We start from the raw sequence: 16751 nt of genomic DNA on the forward strand, positions 1-16751 counted from the left end.
GACGGAAAGACCCCATGAACCTTTACTGTAGCTTTGTATTGGACTTTGAACGGATCTGTGTAGGATAGGTGGGAGGCTTTGAAGTGAGGTCGCTAGATCTCATGGAGCCAACGTTGAAATACCACCCTGGTGCGTTTGAGGTTCTAACCTAGGTCCATTAGCTGGATCGGGGACAGTGCATGGTAGGCAGTTTGACTGGGGCGGTCTCCTCCCAAAGCGTAACGGAGGAGTTCGAAGGTACGCTAGTTACGGTCGGACATCGTGACGATAGTGCAATGGCATAAGCGTGCTTAACTGCGAGACTGACAAGTCGAGCAGATGCGAAAGCAGGACATAGTGATCCGGTGGTTCTGTATGGAAGGGCCATCGCTCAACGGATAAAAGGTACTCTGGGGATAACAGGCTGATACCGCCCAAGAGTTCATATCGACGGCGGTGTTTGGCACCTCGATGTCGGCTCATCTCATCCTGGGGCTGTAGTCGGTCCCAAGGGTATGGCTGTTCGCCATTTAAAGAGGTACGTGAGCTGGGTTTAAAACGTCGTGAGACAGTTTGGTCCCTATCTTCCGTGGGCGCTGCAGATTTGAGGAAGCCTGCTCCTAGTACGAGAGGACCGGAGTGGACACACCTCTGGTGTATCGGTTGTCACGCCAGTGGCATTGCCGAGTAGCTAAGTGTGGAAGAGATAACCGCTGAAAGCATCTAAGCGGGAAACTCGTTTCAAGATGAGATCTGCCGGGGCCTTGAGCCCCCTGAAGGGTCGTTGTAGACCACGACGTTGATAGGCTGGGTGTGGAAGTGCAGCAATGCATTAAGCTAACCAGTACTAATTGCCCGTGCGGCTTGACCCTATAACTTTGACTGCCAATCGCAGTTCAAGACTGTTATGCCAAGTACGCAATCAAATCCACGCTGATTCACAGACTCTATGAATTCGCTGTGCAGTCCTCACTGCTCAGCAACCCTTTATGCCTGATGACCATAGCAAGTTGGTCCCACTCCTTCCCATCCCGAACAGGACAGTGAAACGACTTCGCGCCGATGATAGTGCGGGTTCCCGTGTGAAAGTAGGTCATCGTCAGGCTCTTACAGCCCAAACCGCCCTCCCACTAACATAGTGGGAGGGCGTTTTGCTTTGCAGCGATAACGCCGTATTTCATGCAGCTTCAGGACATTCTCTATTCGCAAGGATTCGGCACGCGCCGCATTTGCGCCGGCTTGATTCAGCAGGGCAGAGTTGCCATTCATGCGACAGGCACCCTAGAGCCCACGATCTGCCAAGACGCGACGCAGGATATTGATGTCGAAGGTTTGGTGTTGCGCGTTCAAGGAGTGGATTGGCCATACCAACCCAGGGCCTATGTCATGCTCCATAAGCCTGCAGGAACCGAGTGTTCGCAAAAGCCATCGGCCTATCCCAGCATCTACACGTTGTTGCCCGCTCCGCTTAGGCAGAGGCCCAGCAAGGGTTCTGTAGATGGTGTGCAGGCCGTGGGGCGCTTGGACCAGGACACCACCGGTTTGCTGTTACTCAGTGACGATGGGCAATTCATCCACCGCATGAGTTCGCCCAAAAAGCATGTGCCAAAGGTGTACCGTGTGACTGCCAAGCATCCGCTGACCAAGGAGCAGGTCGACCGCTTGCTGGCAGGTGTGGTGCTCGATGATGACCCACGCCCTGTGCGGGCGGCTGCCTGCGCGCTAGTCGACGCGCATGTGCTTGACCTGACCCTGACGGAAGGAAAGTACCACCAAGTGAAGCGCATGATCGCCGCGGTAGGCAATCGGGTGGAAGCCTTGCATCGGTCGCACATCGGCCGTTTGGCATTGCCGGCGGATATGCAGCCGGGGGAGTGGCGTTGGCTCGGCGAAGAGGAACTCGCCCTGCTGCGGTAGCGAAAGACAGACAAGTGGTCTGCGCCCGTCGCGATCCAATAGGCGATTGCGTCAACGTCGCGCACATCGCGTCCGTTGTCTGCAAGTCACTTCTGTGAGTGATGTCCGAATGTTCGCAGGCGGGTGCCCAGTAGGAAGGGGAGCAGGGTGGTCAATCAGATGATGAGGCGCGTGGCATGCGCGTGGTGGGCTGCTTGGCTGGTGTGGGGAACATCCGCTGGTGCGAGTGAGCCACCGGTGTTCGTTCTCAATTCGCTGCAGGCGGACATCAGCGTCATCGACCCCGCGACCTGGACCGAAATCGGCCGTATTGCCACTGGCAAGGAGCCGCACCACCTGTACCTCACGCCTGACGAGAAATCGCTGATTGTTGCCAACGCGCTCGGCGATAGCCTGACCTTCGTGGACCCGGCCACAGCGCAAGTGCAGCGTACGGTGCGGGGGATCGTGGATCCTTACCACTTGCGGTTTTCACCTGACATGAAATGGCTGGTCACGGCCGCCAACCGCCTCAACCATGTGGACTTCTACCGTTGGGACGGCAAGGAGCTCACGCTCGTGCAGCGCGTGTCCACTGGCAAGACGCCAAGCCACCTGTGGATCGATGCCGGCAGCCGCACGGTGTATTCGACCATGCAGGACAGCGATGAGCTGGTGGCCATCGATATATCGACGCAAAAGATCAAGTGGCGCACGAAGACAGGTGCCATGCCGGCGGATGTGTACGGCAGTCCCGACGGCAAGCATCTTTTTGTCGGCCTTACCGGCAGCGATAGGGTGGAGGTCTTCGATATTGCCGGTGAGCAGCCGCGCAGCGTGCAACGCATCAAGACGGGAGATGGCGCCCATGCCTTTCGCGCTGCGGGCGACGGTCGCCATCTGTTCGTGAGCAACCGAGTGGCCAATACCATCAGCAAGATCGACATGCAGGCGCTGCGCGTGGTGGATAGCTATCCGGCGCCCGGCGGGCCGGACTGCATGGATGTCTCGGCGGATGGTCGCTGGCTCTACGTCAGCGCCCGCTGGGCGCGCAAGATGCTCGTGATCGACACGGTGGAGCGCAAGGTGGCACGGGCCGTTCAAGTGGGCAAGTCTCCCCACGGCGTTTGGACACTCCGACATGCCAAGCGCTGAGCCACGCGGCCGCTCCCCCGGAGCACGGCGGACGTGGCATACTTGTTGTGCTTCAATTTTGATAGCTGCTTGCGCTTATCCAGCAAGCGCTACAGGCCAAAATGACTGCAAAGGCGCGGTGTACCTGACTTTTGACACTGGCCACATGGGCGTTGCGCATCTGGTGGCCGAGGTGCTGCAGCGCCAGCAGGTCAAGGCGACCTTCTTTGCCGCAGACGAACCGACTCAGACGGGCGGCAGCAGCCTGGATGGCTACTGGGCGCCCTGGTGGCGCGCGCGCGCTGTAGAAGGGCACGAGTTCGCATCGCAGTATCCGTCCAGCCACCCCATCTACCCCGAATGAGCAATTGCAAGCACCATCGTGTCCACGTAAACCATCGTGCACACCATGTCTCAAGAGATTCCCAACTCGCGCTCCTGTGTCCCCCGCACTCGCCGGGTCTACAGCGCGCAATTCAAGGCTGAACTGATCGCCGCGTGCCAGCAGCCCGGCGCATCCATTGCCGCCACGGCGCGTGAACATGGCATGAATGCCAACGTGCTGCATCGCTGGCTCAAGGAGCATCGTCTGGGCCAGCACCAGAGCGCCTGCGATACCGCGCATGCCGATGCGTCCGGCATCGCCCCACACTGCGACGATGCAGCGGCTGAGCCAATGGCCAATGCACAGCCTGTTCGTGCCCCAGCGCATCAGGTTCATCCGGCGCTTGCCAACCCCGCACCCGCCTTCATCGCCATGACACTGGGCTCGCCAGTGATGGTTCCCCAGGCAGCGGGTGCACAGGCGGCCCCCACCAGTGCTGCATCGGCAGCTGCCTCCTCAGACATCCGCATCGAGTGCTGCCATCACGGCACCCTCGTGACGGTCAACTGGCCTGTGGGCGCTGCTGCCGAGTGTTCCCGCGCATTGCAGGGTTTGCTGCGGGTGCTGCGGCAATGATCCGCATCGACGCCGCCTGGCTGGCCACGGCACCGCTGGACATGCGCGCCGGCACCGACACGGCGCTGGCCCGGGTGGTCACCGTGTTCGGTGCCGTCCACCCCCACCACGCCTATCTGTTCGCCAACAAGCGCGCCAACCGCATCAAGGTGCTGGTGCACGACGGCATCGGCATCTGGCTGGCCGCGCGCCGTCTGCACCAGGGCAAGTTCATCTGGCCGGCACCAGGCGATGAACAGTGGCAGTTGGAGTCCAATCAGCTCGATGCCCTGGTGCTGGGCCTGCCCTGGCAACGCATGGGGGACGCGGGCATCATCACCGTGGTTTGAAGTCTGAGCGGCAGGTCTGCCGGCGCGCAATCCGTGGATCTGCGCATGACAGTGCAGTGCCTTCCTTGGCACACTGCCTGTCATGTTGATGCAGCCGCAATCCCTGGATGATCTGAGCGCAGAGCAACTGCGCGAGATGACCACGCGGCTGCTCACCGAACTGCGCCACAGCCAGGCCCTCAACGCCAAGCTCACCCACGAGAACGCGCTGCTCAAGCGCATGAAGTTCGCGGCCCAGTCCGAACGCTTCAACGCCGAGCAGCGCAGCCTGCTCGAAGACGAGATCGAGGCCGACCTGGCGGCGGTCGCCATCGAGATAGAGCAACTGCAGCCGCCTGCGGCGCCAGCCCCCCAAGCCAAGCAGCAACCCAAACGCCACCCCCTGCCGGCCCATCTGCCGCGCCGCGAGATCCGCCACGAGCCCGATTCGACCACCTGCCAGTGCGGCTGTGCGATGAAACGCATCGGTGAAGACGTGGCCGAGAAGCTCGACTACGTGCCCGGCGTGTTCACGGTGGAGCGCCACGTGCGTGGCAAGTGGGCCTGCGCCCAGTGCGAGACCATCACCCAGGTGCCAGTCGACGCGCATGTGATCGACAAGGGCATCCCGACTGCGGGCCTGCTGGCCCAGGTGCTGGTGGCCAAGTACGCCGACCACCTGCCCCTGTACCGCCAGGAAACCATCTTTGCGCGCGCCGGTCTGGCCATCCCTCGCTCGACCCTGGCGCAATGGGTGGGCACCTGCGGCGTGCGGCTGCAGCCGCTAGTGGATGCGCTCAAGGCGGAAATACTCGGCCACCGTGTGCTGCACGCCGATGAAACGCCGGTGCAGATGCTCCAACCCGGCAAAGGGGCGACGCATCGGGCTTACCTTTGGGCCTACGTGCCAGGCGCGTTCGAAGACATGAAGGCCGTGGTGTACGACTTCTGCGAGTCAAGAGCGGGCGAGCATGCGCGCCACTTCCTGGGCGATTGGAAGGGGGCACTGGTCTGCGACGACTTTGCTGGTTACAAAGTCACGATCGCCAACGGCGTGACCGAGGTGGGCTGCCTGGCGCACGCCCGGCGCAAATTCTTTGACTTGCATGCGGCGAACAAAAGCCAGCTTGCCGGGTTCGCGCTGGAGCAGTTCGCCAAGGTCTATGACATCGAGCGCGAGGTCAAGGAACTGAACGCCGATCAACGCAAAGCCATTCGTCAGCAGCACACCAGGCCGATCCTGGATGCGTTACACCAGTGGATGACATTGCAGCGGCAAAAGCTGCCAGACAGCTCGGCGACTGCCAGGGCCCTGGATTACAGCCTGCGGCGCTGGACTGCGCTGACGCGCTTCGTTGATGACGGGCAACTGCCCGTGGACAACAACTGGATCGAGAACCAGATCCGGCCGATTGCCATTGGCAGGAGCAACTGGCTGTTCGCCGGCAGCCTGCGCGCGGGCCAGCGTGCGGCTGCTGTGATGAGCCTGGTGCAGTCGGCCCGAATGAACGGGCATGACCCCTATGCCTACCTCAAGGATGTGCTCACAAGGCTGCCCACGCACAAGGCCAGCCGTATCGACGAGCTCTTGCCGCACCGCTGGCAAGCTCTGATCGTCTGATCAATAACCGGGTGACCGACAACGGTCAACATGGGATTACCGCGCGCTTACGCATCGCACACGCTGCACCATGTGTACTGGCGTGCCGACCAGGGGACGCCGCTGCAGCCGCGGTTCAAGGTCAGGCCATCGGCCGGTCCTCAGGCAGGTCAGGACCTGACGATGACGGGGGCGCAATACTGCGCACAGATCGATGGCGCTGCGAGCCGGTTGCGTGTCCTGACGGGCCGGGAGCCGCTCCCGCTATTCCGCGCGCCGGGCGGCAAGACCTCTCAGCGCCTGCTGGAGGCTGCCAAGTCCTGCGGTTATACGCATGTGGGATGGAGTGCTGCAGGGTTCCTCGGGGACGAGCTGCCCAGCGACCACTACAGCAATACGGCCCTGCTGGAGCGTGCGTTGCGCACCGTTCGTGACGGCGACATCCTGCTGGCGCATCTGGGCATCTGGTCTCGCAAGGATCCATGGGCACCCGCTGTGCTGGAACCTCTCGTCAAAGGCCTGAAGGCGCGGGGCATGTGCTTTCGCACGCTGCGCGAGCATCCTGTGTACGGAGCACAAGCGCAGAGAAAATGACACAACGCCCGGCTATGCTGCCGCGCACCCACGCAACGCCACGGTGACTCATGTCAGGGCTGACCTATTTATTCGATACCGCGCAGCAATGGCTGTTCGAGACGCTGGTACAGCCCGCGCTCTTCATGCTGGGCCAGGCCAATGTGCTGGAGGACGGTTATGCCGCCACCGGGTGGCTGCTGGTGGGACTGCTGCAACTGGGGGTGATGGTCGCGGTGATCGGGCCTTTGGAGCGTTGGCGCCCGGTGGAGCCGTTGCGCGACCGTGGTGCCGTGCACGTGGACATGCTTTACACGCTGATCCATCGCCTGGGTCTTTTTCGCCTGGCACTGTTCTTCACCACGGAGCCTCTGTGGAATGCACTGTTTGGCGCCCTGCGCGCCCATGGCTGGAAGACCCTGCAGCTTGATGCGCTCTGGCCGGGTGTCTCCGACTTGCCCGTCGTGAGCCTGCTGCTGTACCTGCTGGTGTTCGACTTCGTGGACTATGGGATCCACCGCGGCCAGCACCGCTTTGAATGGTGGTGGAGGCTGCATGCGCTCCACCATTCGCAGCGGCAGATGACGATGTGGAGCGACAACCGCAACCATCTGCTGGACGATCTGCTGCGCGATGCCATCATCGTGTTCGTCGCGCAGTGCATCGGTGTGGCGCCGGGGCAGTTTGTCGCCATCGTGGCCCTCACTCAGCTCAGCGAGAACCTGCACCACGCCAACCTGCGCCTGTGGTTCGGCCAAGTGGGCGAGCGCCTGTGGGTCAGCCCGCGTTTCCACCGCATGCACCACGCCATGAGCGTGGGCCCTGAAGCTGCACCTGGGCAGGGAACCGATCAGCACCTGCATGCGGCAGTGCCCGGGGGCAACAACTTCGGCGTGTTGTTGCCGTGGTGGGACATGTTGTTCGGTACGGCCAACTTCGAGCATCGCTACGAGCCCACGGGCGTGCGCGACCAGGTGGAGGCGGACGCGGACGGCCGCGTGCGTGATTACGGGCGGGGGTTCTGGGCGCAGCAGTGGCGCGGCCTGCTGCGGCTGGTGGGGCGGGCGTAGAGAGCCGATCGCGCTATGCTCGCGCGCATGGGGCTTTTCATCGATTCCTTCTGGCGCGCAGTGGGCTATTGCCTGATGCCGCGCGTCATTGCGCTGTCGCTGTTGCCGCTGGTGCTGATCACGGTGGTGGCGCTGGGCGGCGGCTACCTGTTCTGGACAACTGCCGTGGCCTGGACGCAGACGGCGCTGGAAAGCTCCACCTGGCTGGGCCTGCTGTGGGGGTGGCTGCACAACTTTGGCGTGGATAACCTGCCCGTGGCGCTAGCGCCGCTGCTGGTGCTCATGGGCGCCACGCCACTGATCGTCATTGTCTGCGTGCTCGCGGTGGCCGTATTGATGGCCCCTGCCATCGTGACTCTGGTGGCGCAGCGGCGTTTTGCGCAACTGCAGCGCAAGCGGGGCGGTTCATTCCTTGCCAGCGTGCTGTGGTCTCTGGGGTCGACCATCGCGGCGCTCATTGCGCTGGTGCTGTCCATGCCGCTGTGGCTGGTCCCGCCGCTGGTGTTGATCCTGCCTCCGCTCATCTGGGGATGGCTCACCTACCGTGTCATGGCCTTTGACGCACTGGCCGAACACGCGAGCAAGCCGGAGCGGCAGGAGATTTTCAAGCGCCATCAGCTCAGCCTGCTGAGCATTGGCGTGCTGAGCGGATTTCTAGGGGCCGCGCCCGGCATTGTCTGGGCGTCGGGAGTGGTGTTCGCAGCGGCGTTCCTCGTCCTAGTGCCGATCGCCATCTGGATCTACACGCTGGTGTTCGCCTTCTCATCGCTGTGGTTCACGCATTTCTGTCTGGCCGCGCTGCAACAGCTGCGCGAGCAGCGAGGCGAACGCCCGCCGGGCGATACGCCTGCAACCGCCGCGCCCGCAACGCCAGCGCCTTCTTTGCCATCCTCGTCTCACCTGCAGGACAACCCATGACACCGGCTTTCGGCCTCATCATCGTTGGCGATGAAATCCTCTCGGGCAAGCGGGCGGACAAGCACCTCGCCAAGGTCATCGAACTGCTTGCGGCACGCGGGCTTGCGCTGTCCTATGCGGACTACGTAGGCGACGACCGTCCGCGCATCACGGCGGCGCTGCAGCGGGCCTTTGCCTCGTCGGACATCGTGTTCAGCTGCGGCGGCATTGGTGCCACTCCCGACGACCACACACGCCAGTGCGCGGCGGCCGCGCTGCAGCGCCCGTTGGTCCTGCACCCCGAGGCCAAGCGCCTGATCACCGAGCGCATGCAGGATGTGGCACGGGAGCAGGGCGAGGCGTTCGACCCCGACCGCGCCGACAATCTGCATCGGCTGAACATGGGCGTTTTTCCTGAGGGCGCGCGCATCATTCCCAACCCTTACAACAAGATCCCCGGCTTCTCGTGTGACGGCCCTGGGGGCGGCATGGTGCATTTCGTGCCGGGGTTCCCGGTCATGGCCTGGCCTATGGTGGACTGGGCACTCCAGCATTACTGTGCCCCGTGGTTCAACCAGCAGCCGCAGATGGAGCGCTCCGTCGTGCTTTATGGCGCAATGGAAGCCGCGCTGACGCCGCTCATGGAGCGGATCGAGGCCGGACACCCGGGGATCAAGGTGTTCAGCCTGCCGAGCGTGGACCATCCGGTGCACGGGCGCCATGTGGAATTGGGCGTCAAGGGGGCCGCTGCCTTGGTGCCTGCCGCGTGGCAGGCACTGCAGGAAGGTTTGCACCAAACAGGTGCATCCATGGGCCCTGAAATGGTGCGCAAATGGTAAGAAGGCGGACCACTTAAAATCCTGCACGCGTTTGGTGCGCCGTCGCAGGGCTCTGCGCCCGGCTTGCCCCGTACGGGTGTCCCCATTCGCTGGCACGCAAACTGCTTTTCTGTGCGCATCATTGTTGATGAGCACTTCTATCCCTGGAGAACCCTGATGGCCAAGACCGTTGCAGACGTGATGAAGATGGTGAAGGAAAACGAAGTCAAGTTCGTGGACTTCCGCTTCACGGATACCCGCGGCAAGGAACAGCACGTCACCGTGCCGATCTCGCACTTTGACGAAGACAAGTTCGCCTCGGGCCATGCGTTCGACGGCTCGTCGGTCGCCGGCTGGAAGGGTATCGAGGCGTCGGACATGCTGCTCATGCCCGATCCGAACACCGCCAACATCGACCCGTTCTTCGAAGAAACCACCATGATCATGGCGTGCGACGTGGTGGAGCCGGCCGACGGCAAGGCCTACGACCGCGACCCGCGCTCCATCGCCAAGCGTGCCGAGGCGTACCTGAAGGCCTCCGGCATGGGCGACACGGCCTACTTCGGCCCGGAGCCCGAGTTCTTCATCTTCGACGGCGTGCGCTGGAGCACCGATCCCAACCACACCTTCTACGAGATCGAAGAGTACGAAGCCCCCTGGAACACCGGCGCCAAGCTCGAAGGTGGCAACCGCGGCCACCGTCCCACCACCAAGGGCGGCTACTTCCCCGTGCCCCCGGTCGACAGCACGCAGGACATGCGCGCAGAGATGTCCCTGATCCTTGAATCCCTGGGCATTCCGGTCGAGGTGTTCCACCACGAAGTGGCCGGTGCCGGCCAGAACGAGATCGGCACCCGGTTCAGCACGCTGGTGGAGCGTGCCGACTGGACCATGCTGCAGAAGTACGTGATCCACAACGTGGCCAATGCCTACGGCAAGACCGCCACCTTCATGCCCAAGCCCTACCACGGCGACAACGGCTCGGGCATGCACGTGCACCAGTCGGTCTGGAAGGACGGCAAGAACCTGTTCGCCGGCGACGGCTATGCGGGTCTGTCGGACTTCGCGCTGTACTACATTGGCGGCATCATCAAGCACGCTCGCGCACTGAACGCCATCACGAACCCGGGCACCAATAGCTACAAGCGCCTGGTGCCGCACTTCGAGGCGCCGGTGAAGCTGGCCTACTCGGCCAAGAACCGCTCGGCCTCCATCCGCATCCCGTTCGTGGCCAACCCGAAGGGCCGCCGCGTGGAAGCGCGCTTCCCCGATCCGCTGATGAACCCCTACCTGGGCTTTGCGGCCCTGCTGATGGCGGGTCTGGACGGCGTGGAAAACAAGATCCACCCGGGCGAAGCCGCTACCAAGGACCTGTACCACCTGCCGCCGGAGGAAGACAAGCTGGTGCCCACCGTGTGCCACAGCCTGGACCAGGCGCTGGAAGCGCTGGACAAGGACCGCGCGTTCCTGACCAAGGGCGGCGTGTTCACCGACTCCATGCTCGACGCCTACATCGAGCTGAAGATGCAGGAAGTCACGCGCTTCCGCATGGCCGTGCATCCCGTCGAGTACGACATGTACTACTCGCTGTGATGGCAGGGGCTCAGGCCCCCGGCTGTTGTCAACAAGGCGGCTCCGGCCGCCTTTTTCTATGGATGGGCTGCATGCGTGGTTGACGGAACACGGCAGCCCGTCGCACCAAAACCGCAGCGTTGGGCCGTCGCAATTGGCGGGTTGGAGTGATTGGGGGATACTCACCGGCACCGCGCATGCCCGACGCATGCCATGTGAGGAATTCGATGAAAAGCACTTTGTTCGCCCTGACCGTTATCGCCGCCGTGCTGCAGCCCGCTTGGGCGCAGGACCGCATTTACCGCTGCGGCAACGAATACACCAACAACGCCACGCAGGCCAAGGAGCGCGGCTGCAAGCTCGTGGAAGGTGGCAATGTGACGGTGCTGCAGGGTTCGCGCCCGGCGGCGGCCTCCTCGGGCGGCAGCGCCGGCGCTTCCGGTGCCAGCGCCAGCAGTTCGCCCGCGAACGCTCCGCGCGTGGGCGCGGCCGACCAACGTGCGCGCGACGCCGATGCGCGCGCCATCCTGGAGTCTGAACTGAGCAAGGCGGAAACCCGCCTGGCCGAGTTGCGCAAGGAGTACAACGACGGCTCGCCCCAGCGCACGGCGCTGGAGCTGCGCAACCCGCAGGGCTACATCGAGCGCACGGCCGAGCTCAAGGCCAGTGTGGCCCGGGCCGAGGCCGATGTGGCCGGCATCAAGCGCGAACTCTCGCGCCTGAACAAGTAAGCGCCGCGGTCCCTGCGTGCGGCACAAAGGCGCGATCATCCAAGAGCCCACCCCAACGGACCGCTACCAGGCGCTGGACCTCGTCTCCACGCTGATTGCCGTGCTGCACCCCGGCGGGGCGGTCCTCTTCGTCAACGCAGCGCTGGAAAACGCCCTGGGCCTGTCGCGCCGCACGCTGGAAGGCGTGGACTTCGCCGGCCTGTTCACCGATCCGACCATCCTGCAGACGGCGCTGGCCGGCGCGCGCGGGCGCGACTTCGCGGCGCTGCGCTTCGAAGCCGTGCTGCGCCGCTCGCCGCAGGAGCCTTTGCCGGTGCACGCCAGCGTGGCGGTGGTGGAGCACAGCGGCGACGTGATCGTGGAGCTGTGGCCCCTGGAGGCGCAGGCGCGCCAGGACCGCGAGGAGCGGCTGCGCGAGCAGGCGCAGGCCAACAAGGAGCTGATCCGCAATCTGGCGCACGAGATCAAGAACCCGCTGGGCGGCATCCGAGGGGCGGCGCAGCTGCTGGAGATGGAGCTGGAAAGCCGCGACCTGACCGAGTACACCCAGGTCATCATCCACGAGGCCGACCGCCTGCAAAGCCTGGTGGATCGGCTGCTGGCGCCGCACCGCCACCCGCACCTCGTCGGCGATGTGAATATCCACGAAGTCTGCGAGCGCGTGCGCTCCCTGGTACTGGTTGAGCATCCGCAGGGCCTGGCCGTGCTGCGCGACTATGACACCTCCATCCCTGAGTTTCGCGGCGACCGCGCGCAGCTCATCCAGGCCGTGCTGAACATCGTGCAGAACGCGGCGCAGGCGTTGCACGAGCGCATTGCCGCGGGCGACGCGGTCATCACGCTGCGCACGCGCGTGGCGCGGCAGGTCACGTTCGGGCGCCAACGCTACCGGCTGGCATTGGAATTGCATGTCATCGACAACGGACCGGGCGTGCCCGAAGCCATCAAGGAGCGGATCTTCTATCCGCTGGTGACGGGGCGGGACGGGGGATCGGGACTGGGCTTGACGCTGGCGCAAACCTTTGTGCAGCGACACCATGGGCTCATTGAGTGCGAGAGCCAGCCGGGCCGCACCGACTTCCGCATCCTCATACCACTGCCTTGAGTCCCTGACACGCACGACCCCAACGGGTAAAGGTAAAGGGAGCTGGAACACATGAAGCCGATCTGGATAGTAGACGACGACCCTTCGATCCGCTTCGTCCTCGAAAAGGCGCTGGCGCGCGAAAACCTGCCCACGCGCAGCTTCACGCAGGCGCGCGATGTACTGGACGCGCTGGCCGATGTGGCCGCGGGCGACCCCACCCACCAGGGACCGCAGGTCCTGGTGAGCGATATCCGCATGCCGGGTGGCTCCGGCCTGCAATTGCTGGAGAAGGTGCGCGGCCTGCAACCTGGTCTGCCGGTCATCGTGATGACGGCGTATTCCGACCTGGACAGCGCCGTGTCCGCCTTCCAGGGCGGCGCCTTCGAATACCTGCCCAAGCCGTTCGACCTGCCCAAGGCGGTGGAGCTGATCCGCCGCGCCGTGGAGGAGAGCCAGCGCGAGGAGGTCGCCGAGCAGCAGCTCACCGCCATGCCCGAGATGCTGGGCCAGGCACCCGCCATGCAGGACGTGTTCCGCGCCATCGGCCGGCTGAGCCAGAGCGTGGTCACGGTGCTGATCACGGGCGAATCCGGCTCGGGCAAGGAACTCGTGGCACGCGCGCTGCACAAGCACTCGCCCGTGGCGGGTGGGCCCTTCGTGGCCATCAACACTGCGGCCATCCCGAAGGACCTGCTGGAGAGTGAACTCTTCGGCCATGAGCGCGGCGCCTTCACGGGCGCGCAGACGCAGCGGCGCGGGCGCTTCGAGCAGGCCGAGGGCGGCACGCTGTTCCTCGACGAAATCGGCGACATGCCCTTCGACCTGCAGACGCGCCTGCTGCGTGTGCTGTCGGACGGGCAGTTCTACCGCGTGGGTGGCCATGCCGCCGTGAAGGCCAATGTGCGCGTGATCGCCGCTACGCACCAGAACCTGGAGCAGCGCGTGAAGGATGGGGCCTTCCGCGAGGACCTCTTTCACCGCCTCAACGTGATCCGCCTGCGCCTGCCGGCGCTGCGCGAGCGCAGCGAAGACGTGGCCATGCTGACGCGCTACTTCCTGCAGCGCAGCGCACGGCAACTGGGCGTGGAGCCCAAGCGCATCTCCGACGCGGCGCTGGCCCTGCTCACACGCTTTGCCTTCCCCGGCAACGTGCGCCAGCTGGAGAACATCTGCCACTGGCTGACGGTGATGGCGCCCGCGCAGGTCATCTCGGCGCAGGATCTGCCGCCCGAGGTGCTGGAGGCCACGCCGCATCCCGCCGCGCCGTTGCAGGGCGTGGCGGACGAGGTCGCCGCTGGCGCGACGAGCGCGTCGGCCCCCGCGCTGCCGCCTGCGCCGGCGGGCACGCGCACCGACCAGGCTGCGGCCCTGGATGGCATGGGCTGGGAGCCCGCGCTGGTGAGCGAGGCCCAGCAGCTGCTGCGCAGCGGCCAGGCCGACGTGTGGGACGTGCTCACGCGGCGTTTCGAGTCGCGCCTGATCCGCACGGCGCTGCAGGCCACGCACGGGCGGCGCATGGAAGCAGCGCAGCGCCTGGGCATCGGCCGCAACACCATCACGCGCAAGATCCAGGAACTGGGCCTGGATGCGCACGATGATGAGTGAAACAAGGCGCTGGCGCTTTGAGGAAAAGCGCTAGTAGCTATTGATTCGATAGCATAAGACCTGGTGGCGCGCATGCACAGCGTGCGCGTGAGTCCTACAGGCAGGGGCTGCCGTCACCGACCCGATGGTGCCCGGGGGGGCTTCAACAATGAATTCATTGTTCAACCAACCGGAGTCGATACATGTCGGATTTCAAGGATGCCAATCGTGACCCCCTGACCAACGAACCGGGGGCCCACCCCATCGGCACGGGCGTAGGCGCCGCGGGCGGAGCCGTTGCGGGCGCCGCCACCGGCGCTATCGGCGGCCCCATCGGTGCTGCCGTGGGCGGTGTGGCGGGAGCCGTTGTCGGCGGTCTGGCCGGCAAGGCGGCGGCCGAGGCGGTCAACCCCACGGCCGAGGACGCCTACTGGCGTGAAACCTACCAGCGCGAACCGTACTACGTGACCGGCCGGGCCTACGAAGAATACCGCCCCGCCTATGAGATGGGCTGGAGTGCCGCCAGCCGCTACCCCGGTGATTTTGAAACGGTAGAGCCCGAACTGTCGCGCGACTGGGGCCGCGCCCGTGCCCAAAGCTCGCTGGAATGGGCGCAGGCCCAGCCCGCCGCGCGCGCCGCGTGGGACCGCGTGCGCCGCAACCCCACGGTGACCGCGTCGGGCACCGCGGCAGGCGCCACGCTGATGGACAACGAGGACGTGGTGGACGTGCTGGACGATCTGCTGGAATGCAGCCGCGACGGCGAGTACGGGTTTCGCACCTCGGCCGAGCGTGCGGAATCGCCCGAACTCAAGAGCCTGCTGGAGCGCCGCGCCCAGGAATGCGCAACCGCCGCCACGGAGCTGGAGAGCGCGATCCGCAGCCACGGCGGCGAGCCCTCCAGCGGCGGCACCATGGCCGGCGCGCTGCACCGCGGCTGGGTGTCGGTGAAGGCGGCGCTGAGTACCTATGACGACAAGGCCGTGCTGGAAGAGTGCGAGCGCGGCGAGGACGTGGCCGTGGCCCGCTACAACAAGGCGCTGGAGAACGCACTGCCACCCGCCGTGCGCGCCCTGGTCGAGCGCCAGGCCCAGGGCGTGAAGCGCAACCACAACGAAGTGCGCGCGCTGCGCAACCGTTACCAGGCTGCGTCCTGATGGCCTTCAGCGCGGGCGCCTGTCACCCGCGTTGGCCACCTCAGCCCAGCGACACCACGACCGGCGCGTGGTCGCTGGGCTGCGGATTTTTGCGCGGCGCGCGGTCGATGCGGCAGGCCGTCACGGAGGGCCGCAGCGCAGCGCTGACCAGGATGTGGTCGATGCGCAGCCCGCGGTTCTTCTGAAACCCCAGCATGCGGTAGTCCCACCACGAGTAGCTCTTCTCGGGCTGATCGAACAGGCGGAAGGCGTCGGTCAGACCCAGCCCCAGCAAGTCCTGGAAGTGCTGGCGCTCCTCTACCGTGTGGTGGATGGTGTCCTTCAAGCCCACGGGATCGAAGGAGTCGCGGTCCTCGGGGGCGACATTGAAGTCGCCCACCAGCACCAGCCGTGGATGCGCGGCCAGCTCGGTGCGCAGCCAGTCGCGCAGCGCCTCCAGCCACAGCAGCTTGTAGCTGAACTTCTCGGTCCCTGGCGCCTGGCCATTCACAAAGTAGCAGTTCACCAGGCGCAGCGGGCCTTCAGGCGTATCCAGCGTAGCGGCGATGACGCGGGCCTGCTCGTCGCCATGGCCCGGGATATTGCGCACCACGTCGCGCAGCGGCGTGCGGCTGAGGATGGCCACGCCGTTATAGGTCTTCTGGCCGAAGCACACCGCGTGGTAGCCCGCTGCTTCGAAGGCGTCGTGCGGGAATTTCTCGTCCACCAGCTTGAGCTCTTGCAGGCCAATGGCGTCCACGGGGTTGGCCTCCAGCCAGGCCAACACCTGCGGCAGGCGCACGGAAAGGGAATTGATGTTCCAGGTGGCGATTTGCATTTTTTTGGCCTCCAGCGCTTGTCCAGCAAGCGCAAGCAGCTATCAAAAATAGAGTGATAAAGGCGGGGCGTCAGCCGCGGCGCTCGAAGGTCACGAAGGCGTAGGGCAGGCCGCCCGCGCCCACATGGCTGCTGCGAGCCGTTTCCACCCATTCAGGTCCCAGGGCCGGCGCGCAGGCATCGCCCTCGTAGTCCTGCGCGATCTCGGTCACCTCGACGCGCGCCGCCAGGGGCAGTGCCTGGGTGTAGATCTGCGCGCCGCCGATGACCCATGCCGTGGTGCTGCCGGACTGCTGGGCCAAGGCGAGTGCCTCAGGCAGGCTGGACGCGCGCTGGGCGCCGCTTTCCTGCCAGTCGGCCTGGCGAGTCACGACGATGTTGGCGCGGCCCGGCAGCGGCCGAAAGCGCGGGGGCAGCGAGTCCCAGGTCTTGCGGCCCATGATCACCGGGTGGCCCTGGGTGAGCGCCTTGAAATGCGCCAGGTCTTCGGGCAAATGCCAGGGCATGGTGCCGTCCTTGCCGATCACGCCGTTGGCGGCGCGCGCGTAGATGAGGGCAGTTTGCATTG

15 protein-coding genes, 2 rRNA genes and 2 pseudogenes (1 of these 19 running past the window's edge) are annotated in these 16751 nt (G+C 64.8%); 17 read left to right on the forward strand and 2 right to left on the reverse strand.

Annotated elements, in window-relative coordinates:
- From PCQ86_RS06515 to PCQ86_RS06595, 17 genes and pseudogenes are all read left to right on the forward strand, one after another.
- Positions 1–851, forward strand: a 23S ribosomal RNA gene (locus PCQ86_RS06515); it begins 2025 nt to the left of the window's first position.
- A 120-nt stretch (positions 852–971) separates the two neighbouring features.
- Positions 972–1084 (forward strand): 5S ribosomal RNA (gene rrf / locus PCQ86_RS06520).
- Between the two features lie 74 nt (positions 1085–1158).
- Positions 1159–1896, forward strand: a complete 738-nt coding sequence (locus PCQ86_RS06525) for a 16S rRNA pseudouridine(516) synthase (RefSeq protein ID WP_103738717.1) — start codon at positions 1159–1161, stop codon at positions 1894–1896.
- A 159-nt stretch (positions 1897–2055) separates the two neighbouring features.
- Positions 2056–3030 (forward strand): YVTN family beta-propeller repeat protein, encoded by a 975-nt coding sequence (locus PCQ86_RS06530; RefSeq protein WP_442874547.1) that lies wholly within the window; start codon positions 2056–2058, stop codon positions 3028–3030.
- Positions 3017–3337 (forward strand): annotated as a pseudogene (locus tag PCQ86_RS06535) (polysaccharide deacetylase family protein); the annotation flags it as partial. The gene PCQ86_RS06530 and the pseudogene PCQ86_RS06535, both read left to right, overlap by 14 nt.
- Positions 3338–3418: 81 nt before the next feature.
- The gene (locus PCQ86_RS06540; RefSeq protein WP_270174758.1) at positions 3419–3970 is read left to right on the forward strand and encodes a transposase; all 552 of its coding nucleotides are present in this window, start codon (positions 3419–3421) and stop codon (positions 3968–3970) included.
- Entirely contained in the window at positions 3967–4299 is a 333-nt protein-coding gene (gene tnpB, locus PCQ86_RS06545) for an IS66 family insertion sequence element accessory protein TnpB (protein WP_270174759.1), read from the forward strand. The genes PCQ86_RS06540 and tnpB overlap by 4 nt, the downstream gene beginning before the upstream one ends.
- 88 nt (positions 4300–4387) lie before the next feature.
- Positions 4388–5899 carry an IS66 family transposase gene (tnpC, locus tag PCQ86_RS06550; RefSeq protein ID WP_442874517.1) on the forward strand — a complete coding sequence of 504 codons (1512 nt, stop codon included), beginning with the start codon at positions 4388–4390 and terminating at the stop codon, positions 5897–5899.
- A 48-nt stretch (positions 5900–5947) separates the two neighbouring features.
- Positions 5948–6472: pseudogene (locus tag PCQ86_RS06555) on the forward strand (polysaccharide deacetylase family protein); the annotation flags it as partial.
- Positions 6473–6522: 50 nt separating this feature from the next.
- Complete coding sequence (locus PCQ86_RS06560; protein WP_011804618.1) at positions 6523–7521, forward strand: sterol desaturase family protein; 999 nt, start codon at positions 6523–6525, stop codon at positions 7519–7521.
- A 15-nt stretch (positions 7522–7536) separates the two neighbouring features.
- Complete coding sequence (locus PCQ86_RS06565; protein ID WP_011804619.1) at positions 7537–8439, forward strand: EI24 domain-containing protein; 903 nt, start codon at positions 7537–7539, stop codon at positions 8437–8439.
- Positions 8436–9257 (forward strand): competence/damage-inducible protein A, encoded by an 822-nt coding sequence (locus PCQ86_RS06570; protein ID WP_011804620.1) that lies wholly within the window; start codon positions 8436–8438, stop codon positions 9255–9257. The genes PCQ86_RS06565 and PCQ86_RS06570 overlap by 4 nt, the downstream gene beginning before the upstream one ends.
- Positions 9258–9413: 156 nt before the next feature.
- Entirely contained in the window at positions 9414–10829 is a 1416-nt protein-coding gene (gene glnA, locus PCQ86_RS06575) for a type I glutamate--ammonia ligase (RefSeq protein ID WP_047351607.1), read from the forward strand.
- Positions 10830–11035: 206 nt separating this feature from the next.
- Positions 11036–11539: a hypothetical protein gene (locus tag PCQ86_RS06580; protein WP_015912808.1), complete on the forward strand. Its 504-nt coding sequence runs from the start codon at positions 11036–11038 to the stop codon at positions 11537–11539.
- Positions 11540–11573: 34 nt separating this feature from the next.
- The gene (glnL, locus tag PCQ86_RS06585) at positions 11574–12644 is read left to right on the forward strand and encodes a nitrogen regulation protein NR(II) (protein WP_270175425.1); all 1071 of its coding nucleotides are present in this window, start codon (positions 11574–11576) and stop codon (positions 12642–12644) included.
- Between the two features lie 51 nt (positions 12645–12695).
- Positions 12696–14231, forward strand: coding sequence for a nitrogen regulation protein NR(I) (gene ntrC / locus PCQ86_RS06590; protein WP_103738720.1), 1536 nt, complete (start codon positions 12696–12698; stop codon positions 14229–14231).
- A 182-nt stretch (positions 14232–14413) separates the two neighbouring features.
- Positions 14414–15367: a ferritin-like domain-containing protein gene (locus PCQ86_RS06595; protein WP_270175130.1), complete on the forward strand. Its 954-nt coding sequence runs from the start codon at positions 14414–14416 to the stop codon at positions 15365–15367.
- 40 nt (positions 15368–15407) lie between these two features.
- Here the strand turns inward: PCQ86_RS06595 and xth are convergent, their stop codons facing one another.
- Positions 15408–16184 (reverse strand): exodeoxyribonuclease III, encoded by a 777-nt coding sequence (gene xth / locus PCQ86_RS06600; protein ID WP_011804626.1) that lies wholly within the window; start codon positions 16182–16184, stop codon positions 15408–15410.
- A gap of 70 nt (positions 16185–16254) precedes the next feature.
- Positions 16255–16749, reverse strand: a complete 495-nt coding sequence (locus PCQ86_RS06605; protein WP_270175131.1) for a dihydrofolate reductase — start codon at positions 16747–16749, stop codon at positions 16255–16257.
- Between the last annotated feature and the right edge of the window lie 2 nt (positions 16750–16751).

Origin of the sequence: Diaphorobacter sp. ED-3 (assembly GCF_027625375.1) — a bacterium.
GTDB classification, from domain to species: domain Bacteria; phylum Pseudomonadota; class Gammaproteobacteria; order Burkholderiales; family Burkholderiaceae_C; genus Diaphorobacter; species Diaphorobacter nitroreducens.